The sequence below is a fragment of the Candidatus Hydrogenedentota bacterium genome, assembly GCA_019695095.1.
Taxonomy (GTDB): domain Bacteria; phylum Hydrogenedentota; class Hydrogenedentia; order Hydrogenedentales; family SLHB01; genus JAIBAQ01.
The window spans coordinates 13010-31575 of sequence record JAIBAQ010000062.1 but is presented as its reverse complement, the minus strand read 5'-3'; the positions used below and the strand labels follow the sequence as shown (position 1 = coordinate 31575).

Annotated in this window: 19 protein-coding genes; 10 read left to right on the top strand and 9 right to left on the bottom strand. The window is 56.1% G+C overall.

All coding sequences use genetic code 11. The annotated features are described in order from the left end of the window. Positions 1-239, bottom strand: a 239-nt coding sequence (locus K1Y02_12120) for a hypothetical protein (protein ID MBX7257099.1), incomplete at its 3' end; no start/stop codon positions are given. Between the two features lie 222 nt (positions 240-461). Between K1Y02_12120 and K1Y02_12115 the strand changes: the two genes are divergently transcribed. From K1Y02_12115 to K1Y02_12085, 7 genes are all read left to right on the top strand, one after another. After that, on the top strand, positions 462-2075 hold the full coding sequence (locus K1Y02_12115) for a sensor domain-containing diguanylate cyclase (GenBank protein MBX7257098.1): 1614 nt from the start codon (positions 462-464) through the stop codon (positions 2073-2075). Positions 2076-2077: 2 nt separating this feature from the next. Continuing rightward, a complete protein-coding gene (locus tag K1Y02_12110) occupies positions 2078-2617 on the top strand; it encodes a hypothetical protein (GenBank protein ID MBX7257097.1) in 540 nt (179 codons plus the stop codon). 51 nt (positions 2618-2668) lie between these two features. Further along, positions 2669-3622, top strand: coding sequence for a dihydroorotate dehydrogenase (locus K1Y02_12105; protein ID MBX7257096.1), 954 nt, complete (start codon positions 2669-2671; stop codon positions 3620-3622). Positions 3623-3662: 40 nt separating this feature from the next. Next, positions 3663-4355, top strand: coding sequence for an orotidine-5'-phosphate decarboxylase (gene pyrF, locus K1Y02_12100; protein MBX7257095.1), 693 nt, complete (start codon positions 3663-3665; stop codon positions 4353-4355). A gap of 11 nt (positions 4356-4366) precedes the next feature. Further along, entirely contained in the window at positions 4367-4936 is a 570-nt protein-coding gene (gene pyrE, locus K1Y02_12095; protein ID MBX7257094.1) for an orotate phosphoribosyltransferase, read from the top strand. A gap of 184 nt (positions 4937-5120) precedes the next feature. Then, positions 5121-5675: a hypothetical protein gene (locus K1Y02_12090; protein ID MBX7257093.1), complete on the top strand. Its 555-nt coding sequence runs from the start codon at positions 5121-5123 to the stop codon at positions 5673-5675. Between the two features lie 251 nt (positions 5676-5926). Continuing rightward, a complete protein-coding gene (locus K1Y02_12085) occupies positions 5927-8218 on the top strand; it encodes a protein kinase (GenBank protein MBX7257092.1) in 2292 nt (763 codons plus the stop codon). Here K1Y02_12085 and tsaE read toward each other — a convergent pair. Genes tsaE through K1Y02_12060 form a run of 5 tightly spaced genes read right to left on the bottom strand, consistent with a single transcriptional unit; the run spans position 8213 to position 12759 of the window. Continuing rightward, the gene (gene tsaE, locus K1Y02_12080) at positions 8213-8698 is read right to left on the bottom strand and encodes a tRNA (adenosine(37)-N6)-threonylcarbamoyltransferase complex ATPase subunit type 1 TsaE (GenBank protein MBX7257091.1); all 486 of its coding nucleotides are present in this window, start codon (positions 8696-8698) and stop codon (positions 8213-8215) included. The genes K1Y02_12085 and tsaE overlap by 6 nt on opposite strands. Next, positions 8695-10164: a glycogen synthase GlgA gene (gene glgA / locus K1Y02_12075; GenBank protein ID MBX7257090.1), complete on the bottom strand. Its 1470-nt coding sequence runs from the start codon at positions 10162-10164 to the stop codon at positions 8695-8697. The genes tsaE and glgA overlap by 4 nt, the downstream gene beginning before the upstream one ends. 7 nt (positions 10165-10171) lie before the next feature. Beyond that, positions 10172-11272 carry a Nif3-like dinuclear metal center hexameric protein gene (locus K1Y02_12070; protein MBX7257089.1) on the bottom strand — a complete coding sequence of 367 codons (1101 nt, stop codon included), beginning with the start codon at positions 11270-11272 and terminating at the stop codon, positions 10172-10174. Further along, positions 11269-12093 (bottom strand): AmmeMemoRadiSam system protein B, encoded by an 825-nt coding sequence (amrB, locus tag K1Y02_12065; protein ID MBX7257088.1) that lies wholly within the window; start codon positions 12091-12093, stop codon positions 11269-11271. Before amrB ends, K1Y02_12070 begins: the two co-directional genes overlap by 4 nt. Positions 12094-12123: 30 nt before the next feature. Continuing rightward, positions 12124-12759, bottom strand: a complete 636-nt coding sequence (locus K1Y02_12060) for an LON peptidase substrate-binding domain-containing protein (GenBank protein MBX7257087.1) — start codon at positions 12757-12759, stop codon at positions 12124-12126. A 283-nt stretch (positions 12760-13042) separates the two neighbouring features. On the opposite strand from K1Y02_12060, the gene K1Y02_12055 reads away from it, so the two are divergent. The 3 genes from K1Y02_12055 (at position 13043) to K1Y02_12045 (ending at position 15753) form a co-directional block, all read left to right on the top strand. Then, positions 13043-13495, top strand: coding sequence for an Hsp20/alpha crystallin family protein (locus K1Y02_12055; protein MBX7257086.1), 453 nt, complete (start codon positions 13043-13045; stop codon positions 13493-13495). A gap of 82 nt (positions 13496-13577) precedes the next feature. Then, entirely contained in the window at positions 13578-13928 is a 351-nt protein-coding gene (locus K1Y02_12050) for an Hsp20/alpha crystallin family protein (protein MBX7257085.1), read from the top strand. 184 nt (positions 13929-14112) lie between these two features. Next, a complete protein-coding gene (locus K1Y02_12045; protein ID MBX7257084.1) occupies positions 14113-15753 on the top strand; it encodes a metallophosphoesterase in 1641 nt (546 codons plus the stop codon). Positions 15754-16117: 364 nt separating this feature from the next. Here the strand turns inward: K1Y02_12045 and K1Y02_12040 are convergent, their stop codons facing one another. The 3 genes from K1Y02_12040 to pckA form a co-directional block, all read right to left on the bottom strand. Further along, positions 16118-16339 (bottom strand): hypothetical protein, encoded by a 222-nt coding sequence (locus K1Y02_12040; GenBank protein MBX7257083.1) that lies wholly within the window; start codon positions 16337-16339, stop codon positions 16118-16120. An 80-nt stretch (positions 16340-16419) separates the two neighbouring features. Beyond that, positions 16420-16641 carry a hypothetical protein gene (locus tag K1Y02_12035; protein ID MBX7257082.1) on the bottom strand — a complete coding sequence of 74 codons (222 nt, stop codon included), beginning with the start codon at positions 16639-16641 and terminating at the stop codon, positions 16420-16422. A gap of 250 nt (positions 16642-16891) precedes the next feature. Further along, positions 16892-18511, bottom strand: a complete 1620-nt coding sequence (pckA, locus tag K1Y02_12030) for a phosphoenolpyruvate carboxykinase (ATP) (GenBank protein ID MBX7257081.1) — start codon at positions 18509-18511, stop codon at positions 16892-16894. Positions 18512-18566 lie beyond the last annotated feature (55 nt).

Here is an 18566-nt window from a genome sequence, read left to right as displayed (position 1 = left end):
AACATCGCCCTGAATACCGCTTCGGTCTCCAATTGCTCATTTCTCAGAAAGCGCCAAACCCGCTTGATACAATGCTTGGCGGATATTTCCCCCGACATGGCCCGTCCCAGAGCCAGCACCCCGATTCCCCTCATAAGCATCGCAGCACTCACAATTGCCGCCATTGTCTTGCTTCGGGAAAGACGCATACCCTCGACATTGGCGACCAGCCATGCCAAAAACTTGCTCGGCTCGTACATGGTGAATACCCTCCGGGTACCCTTGACTTTTCCTACTCGAGGCCATTTTAGACGGAGTCACACCATGTACGGCCTTTATTCAAAGCCTCTTCCAAAAACTGGGGATCACTGAGATCTCACCTCACTTATCTTGACTTCGAAATACGTGCCACCAATAATACCGTGTTCCAAATGTTCGTGTTCGTGTGTTCTCCGGGGGAAAGAGGAGTCTTAGGTCTTACCATGGAATCGTCGCTCCACGTGTGCCTAGAAGAAAGCCTGTTTTCGGAAGCGATGAACCGGATTATCTCCAAGGATATCTTCCGCTCCATGGCCGCCGAATGCGTAAAATTCGTACTCTCCGAACCTCTCCAATCGCTCCATGTTTTTGTGGATGCAGAGACAAGCGCCATGGTTCCCGGCTGCGGCCTGCTTCAGGAAGAGGCTTCAGGTTGCCAGGTTTTTGGCTTTGCATTCGAAGAGAACGAGAAGCCACGGAACGTAGTGGCCATGCCTGCGCTCGATTCGGAGTCTTCGCGATATCACGTTCTTGTATTGCTTTCTCCGTCGGTGAGCATCGCCATGATTTCCCGTCTGACCTTGGAGGGTGCGCGCAAGTCCGTGCAGTATCGAGCTGGATGGACGTGTGACCGCGCCGAAGTAGTGCGGCTGGCACGTCGATTCTGCGAGAGCGGAGGTCAGACCATTTCAGACAGCTTGGCAGCCCAGCTGGGAGATGCGCAGGCGTTTGAGTGGAACAAGCAGATGCTGGGGATGTTCACGAAGTTCTCGGCTCTCGTAAGCGCGTATGCCGACGGAAGAGAGCGCGACTTGTCGTCCGTCCTTTCCATATTAAAAGCCATTTCCGGAAAGCGCCGCTCCCACGATGTGTTGTTCGTTTTTGTGGAGCGTATTGCCCAAGTGCTGGAGATCGACCGCTGTTCGGTTGTTCGCGTGTGGGGCAGCGAAGACGTAGGGCACGTGCTGGCATCACACGACGATCAGGCTGTCAGCGACTTGCTCATCGATCTCACGAAGTATCCTGAAATTGTCCAGTCGCTGCGCCGATTTGAGAAAGTCGTGGTTGAAGACGCATATCGGGACCCATTGACCAAACCGCACGCAGTGTTCATGCGCAAGGCGGGGTTGCGTGCGATAGTGGTCGTTCCCATTCTTCTGCTGGACCCGAACGTCGGCTCGCTTTTCTTGCGCATTGCACGCCGAGAGCGTCCGTTCTCGACGCAAGAGATCGATTTCTGCGAAGTCGTGTCAGAAGCTGCGGCAAACGCGTTGGAGCGCGCCCAGCTTTTTGACTCGATTCAACAGGCGAACGAACGCCTGGAACACCTCGCGGTAACCGACGAACTGACGGGGCTGAGCAATCACCGGTACTTCAGGCAGCGGTTGGAGGAAGAATTCGAGCGGGCGCGACGCTATCGGCTTCCGCTGACGCTCGTCCTGTTCGATATCGACAATTTTAAGCAGTTCAACGACAAATATGGTCATCTCCAGGGAGACGAAATTCTGCGGGAACTGGGTTCCCGTACGAAGCGCGTTACGCGCCGCAGCGACATTACGGCGCGATATGGAGGTGAGGAATTCGCGATAATCATGCCCCTGACCGGCCCGGAAGGGGCCTCGTCGCGCGCCGAACGTCTTCGCCACGAAGTGGCTACGACGTTGATCCAGGGATTACCGGCTGGAGTCAACGTCACGGTGAGCATTGGGATTGGCGAGCTGGAGCATGATAAGATGATGGACTGCGAGGCGCTGATTCGTGCTGCGGATATTGCATTGTACGAGGCAAAAGCCCGGGGCAAGAACCAAGTCGTGGTTGCTAATCACCAAGGAGAGTGAATGTGAAGAAGCTGGTGTTCTTTGTTGCCCTCACGATGTTGTGTGGCTGCCACACATTTATGAAGATGAAACCCGACTACGCCGACATGCCGGCGGATTCGATTCGGGCCGTGGCGGCGGAGATTGAGGCCGCTATTCAAGAAGGCAATCGCGAACCTCAGATCGCCGATAGAGACGGGGTCGTGGTTAACACGGATGCAGTCAAACAGGCTATCCGCACGCGGGCCATTCGCTATGAGCTGATCAAGGCTTTCCTTGAGACGGGCCATGCGGCGGAAATGAACAACGGTCTGGTGAACGTAATCCGAAGCCGTGAATACAAGAAGTTTGGAACCTCGCGAGACCGCAACCGGACGGCCCTTCTTATCGTAAGCGAGAACGGTGACCGGTGGGCGATTTACGAAGGGATACTGAAGGCGAGCAACTTCCGCGGAAAATCGCTGAACGCGATTCAGGATGTCTTCTACCAGGAGCGAGTGAAGCTTCTGCCGTCGGGTCTGAAGTACCAAGACGAGTCGGGCAAAATCGTCGCGAAGGACTAGCCCATCATCGCAAGCGCGTTGGCCGAGGGACCGGGTTGAAGGCACGATTAGATGGCAACTGAAACGAGTATAGACACGAAACCCAACCTGGAGATTAACCTGGGCGGGCTTCGGATGAAGAACCCGGTCACGGTGGCGTCGGGCACCTTTGGGTACGGCCAGGAATACAACCAGTATTTCGACGTGGCGCGGCTGGGTGCGGTCACTACGAAGAGCTTGTCGTTGAAACCGCGTTCGGGCAACAAGCCGCCCCGTCTGGTAGAGACTCCGGCGGGCATGCTGAATGCCATCGGTCTTCAAAACGTAGGCATCGACGATTATCTCAATCGTAAGGCCCCGTTTCTCCGAAGCGTAGGTGCGACGATTATCGCCAACATTTACGGCCATTCGGCGGAAGAATACGCGGAACTGGCCCGGCGAATCGAACAGGAGAAGGCGGGAGACGCCATAGAGGCAAACCTGTCGTGTCCGAATGTGCACGACGCGCGAAATGCGCGCGGCGCCGTGCTGGTTTCTCAGAATCCGGACATGATTGCGGCCTATACGAAATTGATACGTTCGGCGACTACGCTGCCGTTGATTATCAAGCTGTCTCCGAACGTAATGGATATTCAGGAGCCGGCATTGGCTGCGGAAGAAGCAGGCGCGGACGCGCTCTGCCTCATCAACACGCTGCTTGGAATGGCGATTGATGCGGAAACGAGACGCCCGCGGCTCTCGAATATCGTGGGAGGACTGAGCGGTCCGGCGATTCGGCCCGTGGCCGTGAAGATGGTCTGGGACGCGCACCGCGCCGTCAAAATCCCAATCATCGGCACAGGCGGTATTTGCCGAGCGGAAGACGCGATTGAATTCCTGCTCGCGGGCGCAACGGCGGTGTCGGTGGGTTCCATGTCGTTCCGTCAGCCCGACGCGGCCATGCAGGTACTCCAAGGCATCGAAGAGTACTTGGTCCGGCATGAAATGGCTTCGATAAGCGATTTAATTGGCGCAATGCGCCTCTGATACACTGGTTTTCAAGCAGTACAATACGGGGGACTCGGACGTGGACCGCAAAACGCAATTGATAATCGCGCTCGACGTAGACACGCGTGAGCAGGCTATGGCCATAGCCAACGCGTGCGGAAGTTGCGAGTGGTTCAAAGTGGGCCTTCAACTGTTTTCACGCACGGGCCCGCCCATGGTGAAATACCTCGTGGGGCGTGATGCGCAGGTCTTTCTCGATCTGAAGCTGCACGACATCCCGAATACGGTGGCAAAGGCGGCCAAGGCGGCAGCGGATTTGGGTGTTTCGCTCGCAACCCTTCATGCGGCTGGCGGCCGCAAGATGATTGAGGCAGCGCGGCGGGCCGTGGACGGTACGGATACGAAGCTGCTTGCCGTAACCGTGCTAACCAGCCTGAATGAAGACATGCTGCGCTCGGAAGTTGGCTTGCAGGAGTCCGTGGGTGAGGCCGTGGCCCGGTACGCAAAGCTTGCGGTCGAGTCCGGGGCGCATGGGATTGTCGCGTCACCGCATGAGATTGGCATCGTGCGGGAGGCGATCGGCCCCGAACCGCTCATTGTGACTCCAGGCATCCGTCCGGCATGGGCGGCGGCAGATGACCAGGCGCGTTTCATGACGCCGCGGCAAGCGGCGGAAGCCGGCGCGGACTTCATTGTGGTTGGAAGGCCTATCGTCGCGAATGAAGATCCCGCGACGGCAACGGTAAGAGTAATCGAGGAGCTTTCGGTATGAATGCCGGTCAGGTGATTGACATCTTTCGAGCCACGGGCGCGTTGCTTGAGGGGCACTTCGAGTATGCGAGCGGACGACACGGAAGCCAGTTCATACAAGCATCTCGGGTGTTGCAGCATCCGAATTACACGGAAAAGCTATGCAAGGCTATTGCCGAAATGTGGAAATCGGAAATGGTCGAAATGGTCGTGGGGCCCGCCACAGGCGGAATCATCCTTTCCTACGAGACGGCTCGCCATTTGGATTGCCGCTCCACGTTCACGGAAAAAGACGGTCAAGGCGGTATGGCCCTCATGCGCGGATTCCGATTGGAACCGAAGACGCGCGTATTGGTTGTGGAAGATATCGTGACAACGGGCGGGTCGGTTAAGAAGACTATCGAGCATTTGCGCGGGCGGGGTGCGACCATCGTTGGAGTCTCGGTGCTGATTGACCGCAGCGCGGGCGAGGCCAATTTTGACTGTCCATACAAGCCGCTCGCTTACCTTGCGATGAAGAGCTATGACGCCAAGGAATGCCCGGGGTGTGCGGACGGCATACCCGTCCTGGACCCGGATGAGATGGTAATTTCGACCGGGTGATTTCTTCCTAAGTACCGGCAACTTGGCGCAAATCGCCGATGCATGAAGACGTCTTAAGCTGCTTTCCCTGAAAGGGTTAGATCGGAAAGACCCACTTGTCACACTTGACAACTCTGGAGTTGAAGTGGGATAATTACTCTGCTGAAATCCAGGAATTCGGGACATAGGTTAAGGGATAGTGGCCATGGGATTGTCAATTGGATCGAACATTGGCAATCTGCGCTTGATTGGCGGTACCGAAACGTACTCGCAGTTCGGACGGGTACGTCAACAAACCGCTTTGCCCGAAACAGATCCGAAGAACTCCTCTCCTCTATTTTCACAAGATACACCTGAGCCCGATAAGGTCGGTTTTGGTGATGGGACAGTCTCCTTGCCAGGAATCGCGGTCAAGACGATCGGCTACAGTCGGGAAGGCTCGACCCAAATCGTCGAGACGCTCCAAGAAGCACAGACTCGAATCCGTGAGCGCCAATCGCAAGCAAGAACCGAGTTGTCCGCGCAAGAAGAGACACCGGCAGCCCCCCCATCTTTCGACTTTCGCTCAGCAGGAATCGGAGCCGTTGACAGCGCGCGCACGTTCATCAACGGTTTGAGCAATGCCGCGGGTTCAATACAGAGTCGACTTGAAGGGACGCCACCTCCTGACGAAAGACCCCAGATAAACATCCGAGTTGGGGACGAGACAATTCCCTTTGCCCGCTCGACGCAGCAGCCCACCTTCGAGGCGTTCGTGTAAGACGTCAGCGTCCCCTCCCCCATTTCACGTCTCGCTGCGAGCGTTGAGTAGTCCAGACGGACCGGCAACACTTCCAGGAATCCTACGCAATCCCGGTCTTCGTGCCAATGCGCGAGGTTCACACGAGATTCTGGGAGTACACGCGAACGGGATCTGCCAGGTAACACCCTTGTCGAAGCGCCTCCTATCACGTAGTATATGCGCGCCCGGTGACGCAACAGTCTATATTATTACGTGTGCGGGGAGATGGCATGAACGCATTACTCTACATTTTGGATGTGCCGCTGAAGCTGGTCGAAAACTTCGCGGGGTTCACGCTTGAGGGCAGCCTGCTCGTAATCGTGCGGCTCGCGACCGGCTTTGTGTATTTGTACATTCTGGCCAGGCTCTTCAACTGGGTATGGCACGTTATCGAAGGGATGACGGGGCGCAATAAACGTCTGGCGGATGCGAAAGATATTCGCGCACTGAGCGGACAGGAATTCACGCAGAATATCGAGGCTGCACAAAACCTTGAATCGACCATCAAGCCACTCAAGAAGGACCGCAACTGGGTCCGATTGGCAGAGGTCTACGCATCGCTCAACAAGCACAAAGAGGCCGCCAAGTATTACAAAAAAGCCGGGCAGCGTTTGAAGTCCGCCGAGTCCCTGGCCAAGGCGGGCTACACGGCAAAGGCCGCGCAAATGCTTGCCAAAGAAGGGGAGTTCGACACCGCCGCGCGTCTGTTCACGGAGATTGGCAAGCATGGAGATGCCGCCGCAGCGCTGATGCGGGCGGGGAAGCCGGCACTCGCCGCCGCTTCGTACGTTGCGGGTGGAAAGGTTGTTGAGGCTGCCAACGCGTTTATGGAGTACTTCAACAACCCCACGGACCCCGTTGCGTTGCAGGTTGCCGCGGCAGAGGAATGTTATCGGTTGCTCACGAGCGATGTGGGCAAGAAGCGTCTGAAAGCGGAACAGCGGACAGCCCTCATACCCGCGGTGGCTGGGCGCTTCGAGCAGGCACAACGTTACGACGCGGCAGCGGCATTGTACAAAGAGGCTGGCAATCCGGGCAGAGCGGGCGAAGTATTCCTGCTTGCGGGACGGCTCGACGAAGCCGCGGCAAGTATGAAGGAAGCGGGTCGCGAAAAGGAGGCCTCGCAGATTGTTGGACGCTTCCATCAAAGCAAGGGCAATTTCAAAGAAGCGGCTGCCGCCTATGTGCAGGCAGGTGATCTGCTGCACGCGGCAGAGTGTTTTGCGAAGGCTGCAGACCCTGTGCGAGCGGCAGAGTGTTTTGAGCGCGTGGGTGAGTTTTACCGGGCCGGATTGGCCTACGCCCATGCGGCGCGATTCGAGCCAGCAATCAAGGCACTCCAGAAGGTTAAAGAGTCCGACCCCAATTTTGACGTGTCTCGCGGCTTGCTGGGGCGTTGTTTCTATGAAATGCACGACTACCCGCACTGCGCGGCCGCGTTGGACAACCATCTAACCGGCAAACGCGTGGATTCAGCGACGGTCGATTATTTCTACATGTTGGCGCTTGCGTATGAGCAGTTGGGCAAACTGGATGAATCGCGCGAGATCCTCTACAAGATCCGCACCGTGAACGTGGGATTCCGCGATGTCGCGCAGCGTATTTCGAGCATCTCCTCGCGTATTTCGATTCAGGGCACTGGCGGACAATTCACTCCCGCGCATTCGACTGCGGACGCCTCCGTGCCGCAGTCTCAGGTTGCGACGCGCGTCATGCAGTCGGTCGAAGAGAACCTGGGCGGCCGATACATCCTGGAGAAAGAACTGGGGCGTGGCGGCATGGGTGTGGTGTATCTCGCGCGCGACAAGCAATTGGATCGCCCTGTCGCCCTGAAATTCCTGGGGAGCGTGATAGACAGTTCCGAGGAGTACCGGCAACGTTTCATTCGCGAGGCGCGGACAGCCGCGAAGATAAACCACCCGAACATCATCGCTATCTACGACATCAGCGCGTCGGTGGGCAAAGCGTACATCGCCATGGAGTACATCGAAGGGCCCAGCCTCCATAAATACCTGAGCACAAAAAAGGGGCTAAAGCCCAGAGAAGCGGTAAATCTGATCGTGCAGACCTGCAACGCGCTGTCTGCGATTCATGATGCAGGAATCGTTCACCGCGACATCAAGCCGGACAATATTCTGTTGGCCAAAGGCGGTTTGGTGAAGCTGACGGACTTCGGCCTCGCGAAGGCGGAAGACTCGCGCATGACACAGACGGGCGTCGTTATGGGCACCCCAAGTTATATGGCGCCCGAGCAGGTGCTAGGAAGAGAAGCAGATGTCCGTAGCGATGTCTACGCGCTGGGACTGGTGTTGTACGAGTGCCTAACCGGAGAGACCGTCTTTCTAGGGCAGAATGTTCTGGAACGGCAATTGAAGGAAACGCCGCCCGCGCCCAGCACGGTCGTTGAAGGAGTGCCGCCCCAGTTGGATGCCATCATTCTGAAATGCGTGTCGAAACAACCGGAAGATCGCTTTCAGAACATGAAAGAACTGATGGCTGCACTGCGCAACCTGAGCCTATGACGAGAACGCAATGACTTCCTTTAACGCGGCGGCCCAAGTTCCGGGCAGGATCCCGTGATCGCTGATTACTATCCGCCTAAGGTCGTCACCGGCATGCTCAAACCGTATCTCCACGTGACGTTCGGGGAGCAGGCCTGCCGCACGCTCAGCCCATTCAACGGCGCAAATTCCAGTCCCGTAGAGAAAGTCTGTGCAACCCAAGTCTTCCACTTCAGCGGGTCCTGATAGGCGGTACAGGTCCACGTGCTGCAGTTTGGGATCCTCACCATATTCGTTTACAAGGGTAAAGGTGGGACTGTGCACGTGGGACGCCTCACCGAAATACGACGCCATGCCCCGGACAAAACAGGTCTTTCCTGAGGCGAGGTCGCCGTAGAGCGCCACCACGGAACCGGGTACGAGCATGGACACGAGTGTTGCTCCAAGGGCCTCGGTCTGTTCGGGCGAACGAGTCGTCAACTCAAGCGTGGACGTGTTCACGGCGCGGCCATCGCCTTTCGAAAGAGGTCGACGTACGCCTTCGCGGATGCTCCCCAAGACCAATCGGTCTTCATACCCGTCTTCTGCAACGCCTGCAAAATCGCCGGATCGCGGTAGGCAGCCAATGCTCTGTCGATGGTCGCCAGCAGTTCCTCGCCCTTGAAGTCCTTGAACGAGAATCCCGTGGCTTTTCCGGATGCAAGATTCTCGCTCGTCGCGTCCGTCACGCTGTCAGCAAGGCCGCCCGTCTTGTGAACGACGGGAATGGAGCCGTAGGCCATACTGTAGAGTTGACTCAGACCGCACGGTTCATTGCGGGACGGCATGAGATAGAAATCGCTGCCCGCGTAAATCTGGTGGGCGAGTTTCTCGTCGTACACGAAGTTAACACTGAACTTCTCGGGGAAATTCGCGGCGTATTCTTCCAAGGCCTTGTGAAGTGCCGCATCTCCAGTTCCCTGAATGACAATCTGCACATCCATGGCGAGAAAGGATTCAAGAACCGATAGCAGGAGGTCAATTCCTTTATCGCTTACGAGTCTGGAGACCATGCCAAACAGCGGTGCATCTATCGTGGGTAACCCGAGCCGTTTCTGCAGGGCTCGTTTGCACTTCTTTTTACCGGCGATGTTTTCGATAGAGTACTTCGCATCGATGAGCGGGTCTTTGGCTGGATTCCAGACGTCATGATCGACACCATTGGAGATCCCACTCAAGTCCTTTGTTCGAGAGCGCAAGACTCCCTCAAGACCGCAACCGGCGATGGGAGTCTGAATCTCTTTCGCGTAGGTTGGGCTGACTGTGTTGATCTTCGAGGCGAACATGATGCCCGCCTTCATCAGATTCAAATCGCCGTAATACTCAAGGTAACGGGGCGTGAAAAGTTCCCACCCTAACCCCGTCTTGGGCATGAGAGATGATGGGTACCTGCCCTGGTATGCCATATTGTGAATCGTGAAGACCGACGCTTTCCCCTTCCACGCCGGGTGGTCAAGGAAATGGGTCTTGATGTAAGCGGGGATCGCCGCCGTGTGCCAGTCATTGCAGTGGATCACGTCGGGTGTCCAACCCGTTTGCGGCACACCGTCAAGAGCGGCCAAAGAGAAGAAGCAGAAGCGCTCCAGGTTATCCGAGTATTCGGCATTGCCACGGCCATAGGGATGGTCGCGCATGAAATAGATGTCGTGCTCGACGAGATACACCGGCACGTCCGAGTCTGGAATCGTAGTCTCGCGAAGCGCTCCAAACACCGTGTCAGAATCAAGCCGGGCTCTGCAAGTGGCCACCTGCGTGCCGCGCAACTCTTCCGGAATGGTACCGTAACAGGGTAGAGCAATCCTCACATCGTGACCGAGCGCGCGCAACGCTCTCGGTAATGCATTGGATACATCAGCAAGACCTCCTGTCTTTATAAAAGGAGTCGCTTCACTGCAAATGTAGAGGATCTTCAGAGATTCAGAAGTCAAAGATAGATTACTCCGTTATTGCTCGAAAAGTTTCCGCCTCGATGTACGTACTTACTCGAAGCTTGGGTGCGCATTTCTTCAGGTATCCGGCTAGCGCCGGAACGACATGAATTTCCGTGCCGTGATGACCGGCATCGATTACAGCCAATCCCCGTTCGGTCGCTGCCAGCGCGGCATGGTAGTCTACATCACCGGTGATCAACACGTCGACAGTCGGCGGAATCGAATCGAGCAGATTTCCGCCTGCGCCGCCAATGACCCCCACCTGCCGCACCCGTCGAGAAGGATCGCCAACGAGGCGGATGTGACTAAGACCCAAGGCTTTCCTCACGTGAGACCCAAACTGCTTGAGTGTCTGGGCTTTTGGCAAGTCGCCGCGTCGCCCCAATCCGATTGAATCATCCCGGTTTGCCAAGGGAACGATATCGTAAGCGACTTCTTCGTAGGGGTGGGCCGCCCGCAACGCCGCCAGAACTCCTTCCAGGCGGGCCGCGTGGACGAGCACTTCAAATCGACGCTCCGGCTCTTCATTCACCGTGTGTTTCCTGCCGGTGAACGGCTGCGCATTGTCACCGGGCAGGAAGGTTCCGATGCCCGGTGAGCTGAACGAACAATAGGTGTAGTCGCCAATAACGCCGGCACCGGCGTTGCAGACGGCATCTCGTACGGCGGCCAGATGCGCTTCGGGAACGAAGGTAACCAACTTCACCTGGGAGACGTGCTCCGCGTCAAGAAGGGGCCTGAGATTGATCAGACCCAACTTGGCCGCGAGCACATCGTTCACCCCGCCAGGGGCGAGATCCAAGTTCGTGTGCGCTGAAAAGCAGGCAATTTCGGCCGAGGCGAGGTCAAGGCAGAGTCTCGCGTGAGGATTATCACTGCGAAGTGATTTCAGAGGTTCCCATATGAGGGGGTGGTGCGAGACGATCAATTGGGCGCGGGCCCGCTTCGCGGCTTGGAGGACTTCACTCGTCACCGTCAACGCTACGAGAACGCGAGACACGGGAGCACTGGGATCTCCAAGCGCGAGTCCGGCTCGGTCCCAGGAATAGGCGAATTGAGAAGGTGCAAGCCGCTCTAGAATTGCGCAGACTTCGCGAACCGTCATGCGGACCGTTCCATACTCATTGCGGCGTAACCCACAACGCGGGAGTAGTCGCCGGAGGCAGCGGCGCTGGTACGGTAGTCGAGCAAGCGCCACGCATCGGCCTTCGCTTCCCGCGCATAGACCATGGAAGCCAGGACTGCAGATGCTCCGCACATGGAAACAGACTTTCTGGCAACGCCTTTAGCGAAGACAGGCACATCCTTGCTCATCACGGCATCCAGCGAACGGCGATCAGTCATGTTGGCTTCCTCTTCGGACAGGTAGTGAGAAAGATCGGTGGATACTACGACAAAATCACCTGGATCCGCCATCTCCGCGATGATTTCACCTACCCGAGTGTGCCAATCGACTGCCATCGGCCCGAGGAGTACGGGCACGATGGGGACGATTCCGATGGCCACCTTAAGAAACGGAAGCATCACCTCCAAGGCATGTTCCTGAACATGGGCTTCTTCGCACTGGGAGTCGAGACGTTTCGCTAGACCCACGGCGAAGGACAGGTCAACGGGAAAACGCCCCAGCGGTGTGTCGAAGGCTTCACCCGTGAACACTGAGGCCGTCTCGATCGCATAGCGGTGCGAACAACCGAGAAGAATTACGCGGCCGGGCGATTTGCCCCGGGCGCGCGCGAACGCATGACCTGCGGTGGCGCCGGAGTACATGTACCCCGCGTGCGGAGCAATCACGGAGATGACGCGCGTCGGGTCGGGTTCCACTTCGGCATCCTCAATGTAGGATGCGACGGTACGCTCCAAATCGATCGGGTTGGCCGGATAGAACTGCCCCGCTACTGCAGGTCTTCTTACCGATGGCTCGCGCATGTCAGCCTCCAGTGCACGCCGTCTTCGCAATTACAGGTTGATGGGCGGAAGTTTGGTGAAATGCCCATTGCCCTTTACGCGCCGCCGCGTGTCTTCGGCCCCCTCCAACACCGGGATTATTTTGTGCAGATGCTGAATCAAATACAACTGCCGGTCCGACTCCTTCGAGATAGCCAGGAGTTGCACCTTCTGCACCAGAGAAAGGCCCACTTCCTGAGCCAATTGATACGAGATGTTCTTGATGTCGAACCGGTCGCGCGTGTACCCCGTTTTCAAGAGGTCGTGAAAGCGAGCATATTGCTCCGCCAATTCCTCAAGCGTGACTGGAAACGCGGCTTCGTCGATATCGAGGGGAGTCACGTGTCCGCCCGGGTAGAGCTTGTCGTGAGCCTGACGCTGAAAGTCTTCGAGGTGGAACACGCCGATTCCCTCGACGAGGATGTCCATTTCTCCGCCGGGATGCGTGGCGAAGATGCGCAGCAACCGCATTTCCGTGCCGTACTCGGCGACTCTGTTGTCGATGTATGCAGGGATTCCGAACGTGATTTGGCTATCCCGACACTCTCCGATGAGTTGCTTATAGCGGGGCTCGAATATATGGAGTTTCAGCTTTTCGCCAGGAAATACAACGAGTTGCAGGGGAAATAACGGGAGAAACTTAGACATGAATTCCGGATCCTTGTTGGGTGCTCGCATCCTGTAGAGAGTTTAACACGAGGATGCGCCCTCGTCACAGGATAGCAGGTGCTTCACTTTGAAACACCTTGGTGTTCGATAGCGACACGAATACGGCTCAAAGATTCTGTCTTCGCGAACACACGGCAACATACGCGATTAAATTTCAAATACTTAAGTCACGGACATCGAACTGGCACATCCATTGCGATACTGAGTGGCGTGAGCTGCAAGAGGCAGCCAAGAGGAACCGAGAAAGAAAGGAGATGGCACCATGGCTCTGGTACGTTGGAAGGATAAAGGCGAACTGACTCCCTTTAGCGCGTTGCGCGACATCGAGAACCAGTTCAGTCGGTTATTCGGCGAACTGAACCGCGATTTCGGTCCATTCGATCGGGTTTGGTCTCCAACGGTGGACCTGAAGGAGACCGATGATGCCTATGCGCTCGAAGCCGATCTGCCTGGCTTGAAGAAGGAAGACATCGACCTGACAGTCGTCGACAACCTCGTGACGATCAAAGGGTCGCGCAAGCACGAGGCCGAGACTAAGGAGAAGGGCTATCATCGGGTCGAGCGCCGTTACGGCAGCTTCGAACGGTCCTTCGAGATCCCCGGCGGATTCGATGCCGAGAAGATCAAAGCGCATTACGAGGACGGTGTGCTGAAGGTGACGCTTCCAAAACGTGAGGAGGCGAAGCCGAAACAGATCGAAGTGAAGGTGAAGTAAACCACGCACGAGAATCGTGCGCCAACGGAAACGAAATCGGGGGCGCGTAAGCGCCCCCTTTCCCACAAAGGAGATAGAAACCATGTCCGCATGCGCCCCAGAGAAGTCTTCGTGCTACATGATGCCGCGAGTTAACATCATGGAAAAGGCTGACGAAGTGATTATCGAAGCCGAGCTTCCCGGCGTGTCCAAGGATGGCACCCAGATTGAGGTCAAGGACAATGAACTGACCCTTACCGGGCACCGGAAGGTATCCGAGAATGACGGCCGCATTCATCTTCGCGAGCGCGCTCAGGCCGATTATCGTCGAGTGTTTGCGCTGAGTCGCGCAATCGACACCAGTCGCGTGGAGGCTGAGATGAAGGACGGCGTACTAACGCTGAGGCTTCCGAAACGCGATGAAGTCAAGCCGCGTCGCATCAGCGTGAACTAACTTAACCCCTCTGCGGACCCTCCCCCAATAGTCCGCTTGCCCACTCCCCTCGCGCTCCCCCCAAGCGCGAGGGGGTTGCCTTTTTGGGAGATCGCGCCGATATCCTGGTATGATGCAGAAGGTCGGAGCCGAGATCCCGTTTTCAACTATGGGAATCGTCAAGCTCCTTAAGCAGGGCGAAAACATGAATACTACTTCTCTTGCGTCTCGTGCAATTCTCTTGCGAAACGTCTGTCTCTTCTTCAGCGCATTCCTTGTCGCCCTATTGTCCGGCGGATGTCCGGAGTCATTACCGCCATCAGAGTTACCGACGACACCCGAAGGGGTATTATGGCTTCGATTCGCGCAGCTCTCGGACACGCATATTACCGACGACGAAAGCCCTGCGCGCGCTGTTCGTTTTGCCCCGTTTATCAAATCGGCGTGGCGTCCGCAGGAGGCGTACAGCGTACAGACACTCGACGCGACGCTGCATGTGCTCAATGAACACCACACCGGGGCATTGTCGCCACACCTGCCGTTGGATTTCGCAATCGTAACCGGTGATTTGACTGACAATGCCCAACTTAACGAGCTGCGGTGGGCCATCGATACGTTTGACGGTAAAGTGGTGCGGCCCGATTCGGGAGCGCCGGACGGGGTGAGAAGACCAGTCGACGAGGAGATCAATCCGAAACTGGAGTATGACGCGGAAGGCTTGGATGCATCGATTCCGTGGTACACCGTTTACGGAAACCATGACAATCTCTGTGTAGGCACTTTCAATATCGATCGCAGCTCGCCTTGGCCGGAATTTTGGAACGCGCCTCAATTGGGGCCTGTGGCACGGATACTTGGGCTAAAATGGTTGGACCCTCCATCGGATGCGTTGCTTCCGACCTCGAATCTGAGCCCGGCTATCATCACTGGGGATCGGGAACAAATGGACCCGAGTACGTTGGCCCTGGACATGCTGAATCTGGGGTTTGGCCCTATTGTTCCGGATGATAGGCGGCGGTTCTCAAGTCGCGAACAGTTCATTGAGGAGCATTTCAATTCCACTTCGCTTCCGTTGGGTCATGGTTTCGATCAGACAAATCGAGAATCAGGCGAGGCCCGTTATGTGGCGACGCCCAAACCAGGCACTCCTGTCCGCCTCGTTGTTTTGGATACGACAGCTCCAAATCCCCCGTCCGGGTTGCCGGCACAGTATGGCGTTATGTTGCGTGAGCAGTTTGAAGACTTTCTGAAGCCCGCTATCGAGGCTGCGGAACAGGCAGGTGATTACGTGGTCATCGCCTCGCACCACCCAAGCGAGGATTTCGATATCCCGTATCCGGGCCAATGCGTGAAGTCGCAGGAGTTTCGCGACTACTTGGCCAGCCGTCCCAACGTGCTCATGCACATTTGCGGGCACACGCACGCGCATCACGTAGCGTTGTTGGATGGCCCGTATCCTTACTACGAGATCGTGACGGGGTCCATCGTCGACTATCCCCAGGAAGGGCGCATTCTGGAAGTCTATTACGATGCCGGATCGTCTTCGTTTACCATCACGAGCCGCATGGTTAGCCATGAGGAAGATCCGAGCACCTTCTCTCACGAGGCATTTCGGCGGGCAGAAATCGATGCGCAGAACGGTCGTCTGCTTCAGTTGAAGACGACGCAGGAAGAACTGGATTCGCTGTTTTCACAAACAGTGACTTTGGACGGTCTGCCGTTCGAATGGCCCAAGGCAGAACAGTGGTCCACCAAGGAATACACGCAGCACGAGCGCAAGGGAGGTCCTGAGGATCGTGATTTTTCAGTGACCGTGCACCGGAATCCGCGAGTGCGCAAGCCGTAAAGCGATTGCAGACAGGGAAATGCCCGCAAAAGGAAACGCCTTCCACGACATATAAGACTGGAAGGCGCTTCAAGAACGGTAACCAATCCCTTACACCCAACGTATACGGGACAGGCATCCAGAATCTATCGAGGTTCTACCCCCACCAATTCTGGAAGAAGCTAATCGAGTTGAAGAACGAGGGAAGCTGAACCGTAAAAAGGTACTGGAACAATGCAAATATTTCACCGAGCACATAGGTAATGTACATCTCTCGAATCCTCCGTTAGAACCGTTGCTGAGTCGTAGACTTGACCAGCAACGGAAACGATTATTGGGACACAACGCTCCAGCGCAACGCAGAATACAAAACCAAGTCGACGCCCTAGGCGCCTCCGGTACCTCCGCCAAGCTGCTTATAGGGCAACGAAGACGTCAAAATACCCACATAATCAACAATCTGCTCACCAGCGGTTGCCCAGGACAACAACACACCCTCTGTAATGAGATTCAGATTGGTGATGAAGGTATCCAGCTTCAAGTTAAGTGCTGTCTGCGCCATTGCCGGGCTTCGGGTAATGGCAGCGCAGTGTCTTGCATTCTGCATGTTATAGCATCCTCTCCAAGTTGCTCAGCTAACGATAGAATTCAGAAGCCACCAAAAACTTGCCACACCGGCCAACGCTTTTAGTTACCACCACCCGAAATGTCGCCAATGATGATGTCGATAATCCCGCCGAAGCCTATGGTGTTCTGAATAAACCCAACACCCAGCGTAAATACGAGATCGAACACGCTCGGAAGAGTTGTCGCGAAATATGTCGACAAATCGGTCGTGAAGTCGAGCTTGACTTGTACGGGAGATTGCGCCCTGGCCGGGACTGTTGTCATAACCGCTATGTGCTTCATGGTCGTCTCCTTACCCTAATAAGCCAATCCAAGGGGGTGCTTCCGGCAACCCGCCAGCCACCACGCGTTTGCCCTCCCCAACGAGATGTATCCCACACGAACGAAGAGCAAATCGCACTACACTATACACCAGTAGTTGGCAAACGTGTCAACTGGCTGTTTTGCGATATAATCACAAAACACACATTACTCACTTACAGCAACCCATTGCCACCAAAACATTCGCGTGGAAATGGGCCAAGGTAACTGTTTACAGCTTAGGACCGGCTGCTGTGCTGATGCGGCGACCTTCATCGGTGTTCTCAAACCGGGTGAAGTTCTTCACAAACATGTCGCCAAGCTTCTTGAGCGCTGCGTCGTATTCAGCCTTATCCGGCCAACCTTCTCGCGGATTGAGAATGCTCGAATCGACACCGGGAATGCTTTTCGGGTACTTGAGTCCGAACACCGGGAGCACATCGAACTCGGCATTGCTCAATGTCCCATCGAGGATAGCATCAATGATCTTGCGCGTCGCGGGCAAGGAGATACGGCTCCCCACGCCATATCCGCCCTTTGTCCAGCCTGTGTTGACCAAGTAGGCCTCGGACTTGTGCTCGGTCATCTTCTTTCCGAGAATCTGAGCGTAGAGGGTTGGATGGACGGCAAGGAAGGCAGCGCCGTAACAGGTCGAAAACGTTGCCTTGGGTTCGGTGACGCCTAGCTCCGTTCCGGCGACTTTGGCGGTGTAACCGCTCAGGTACTGGTACATGGCCTGGTCTGCGTCAAGCTTGGAGACCGGGGGCAACACGCCGAAGGCGTCGCAAGCCAGAAAGATGATCTTGCTTGGATGGCCGCCCTTGGAAACCGGCTTCACGATGTTTTCGATGTGGTACAGCGGATAGGAAACGCGACCGTTCTCGGTCTTCGACGTATCATGAAAGTCGACAACACCGCCGTCACCGATCTTGACATTCTCCAGTAGCGCGTCGCGCTTGATGGCGTGATAGATATCGGGCTCTTTTTCTTCGCTGAGGTCGATGGTCTTGGCGTAGCAGCCGCCTTCAAAGTTGAAGACGCCTTCGTCGTCCCATCCGTGTTCATCGTCGCCGATGAGAAGTCGATGGGGGTCTGCGGACAGCGTCGTCTTGCCGGTGCCGGAAAGGCCAAAGAAGAGGGCTGTGTCTCCCTTTTTGCCCATATTGGCTGAGCAATGAAAGGAGCCGATGCCCTTCAATGGCAGGAAGTAGTTCATGATGGTGAAGATACCCTTCTTCATTTCACCGCCATACCACGTGCCGCCAATGACCGTCATACGCTCTTTGATATTGAAAGCAGCGAAGACTTCGGATCGCATGCCATGATCCTGAAAATCCGGGCACGTGGTCTTCGAAGCATTCAGAATGGTCCAATCCGGCTTGAACGTCTTCAATTCCTCGTCGGTGGGACGGATAAACATGTTCTTGCAGAAGTGGGCTTGCCAGGCGACCTCGCAGATAATGCGCACGCTGAGACGCGTATCGGGGTTTGCACCGCAGAAACCGTCGACGACATAGAGTCGTTTTCCGTTGAGCTGTTTCAGCGCGATATCCTTGAGATGGGACCATGTCTTCTCAGACATCCGCTTGTTGTTCGAACCGGGGTTTTCGGCCCCAGCCCACCAAACGGTGTCTCGGGAGACATCTTCCTCGACGATATACTTATCTTGCGGCGAGCGCCCGGTAAATCGGCCAGTATCCACGCTCAATGCGCCAAACGAGGTTTTGTAGGCGCGTTCGAAACCTTCGAGCGACGAATCGAGCTCGTGCTCATACAGAGTATCGTAGGAAGGATTGCGCACCAAACCTGTCCACGTAGTAATTCCGATTTCTTTTAATCCCAAGTCGCTCACGGTAGGTACCCCCTGTTCATTATGGTAGTGCCGGCCCGTACGGGCCGGCACTACT

Coding starts and splice junctions, on each gene's coding strand:
- K1Y02_12115 (MBX7257098.1), top strand. CDS start 462: ATGGAATCGTCGCTCCACGTGTGCCTAGAAGAAAGCCTGTTTTCGGAA.
- K1Y02_12105 (MBX7257096.1), top strand. CDS start 2,669: ATGGCAACTGAAACGAGTATAGACACGAAACCCAACCTGGAGATTAAC.
- K1Y02_12090 (MBX7257093.1), top strand. CDS start 5,121: ATGGGATTGTCAATTGGATCGAACATTGGCAATCTGCGCTTGATTGGC.
- K1Y02_12085 (MBX7257092.1), top strand. CDS start 5,927: ATGAACGCATTACTCTACATTTTGGATGTGCCGCTGAAGCTGGTCGAA.
- K1Y02_12070 (MBX7257089.1), bottom strand. CDS start 11,272: ATGACGGTTCGCGAAGTCTGCGCAATTCTAGAGCGGCTTGCACCTTCT.
- amrB (MBX7257088.1), bottom strand. CDS start 12,093: ATGCGCGAGCCATCGGTAAGAAGACCTGCAGTAGCGGGGCAGTTCTAT.
- K1Y02_12060 (MBX7257087.1), bottom strand. CDS start 12,759: ATGTCTAAGTTTCTCCCGTTATTTCCCCTGCAACTCGTTGTATTTCCT.
- K1Y02_12055 (MBX7257086.1), top strand. CDS start 13,043: ATGGCTCTGGTACGTTGGAAGGATAAAGGCGAACTGACTCCCTTTAGC.
- K1Y02_12050 (MBX7257085.1), top strand. CDS start 13,578: ATGTCCGCATGCGCCCCAGAGAAGTCTTCGTGCTACATGATGCCGCGA.
- K1Y02_12045 (MBX7257084.1), top strand. CDS start 14,113: ATGAATACTACTTCTCTTGCGTCTCGTGCAATTCTCTTGCGAAACGTC.
- K1Y02_12040 (MBX7257083.1), bottom strand. CDS start 16,339: ATGCAGAATGCAAGACACTGCGCTGCCATTACCCGAAGCCCGGCAATG.
- K1Y02_12035 (MBX7257082.1), bottom strand. CDS start 16,641: ATGAAGCACATAGCGGTTATGACAACAGTCCCGGCCAGGGCGCAATCT.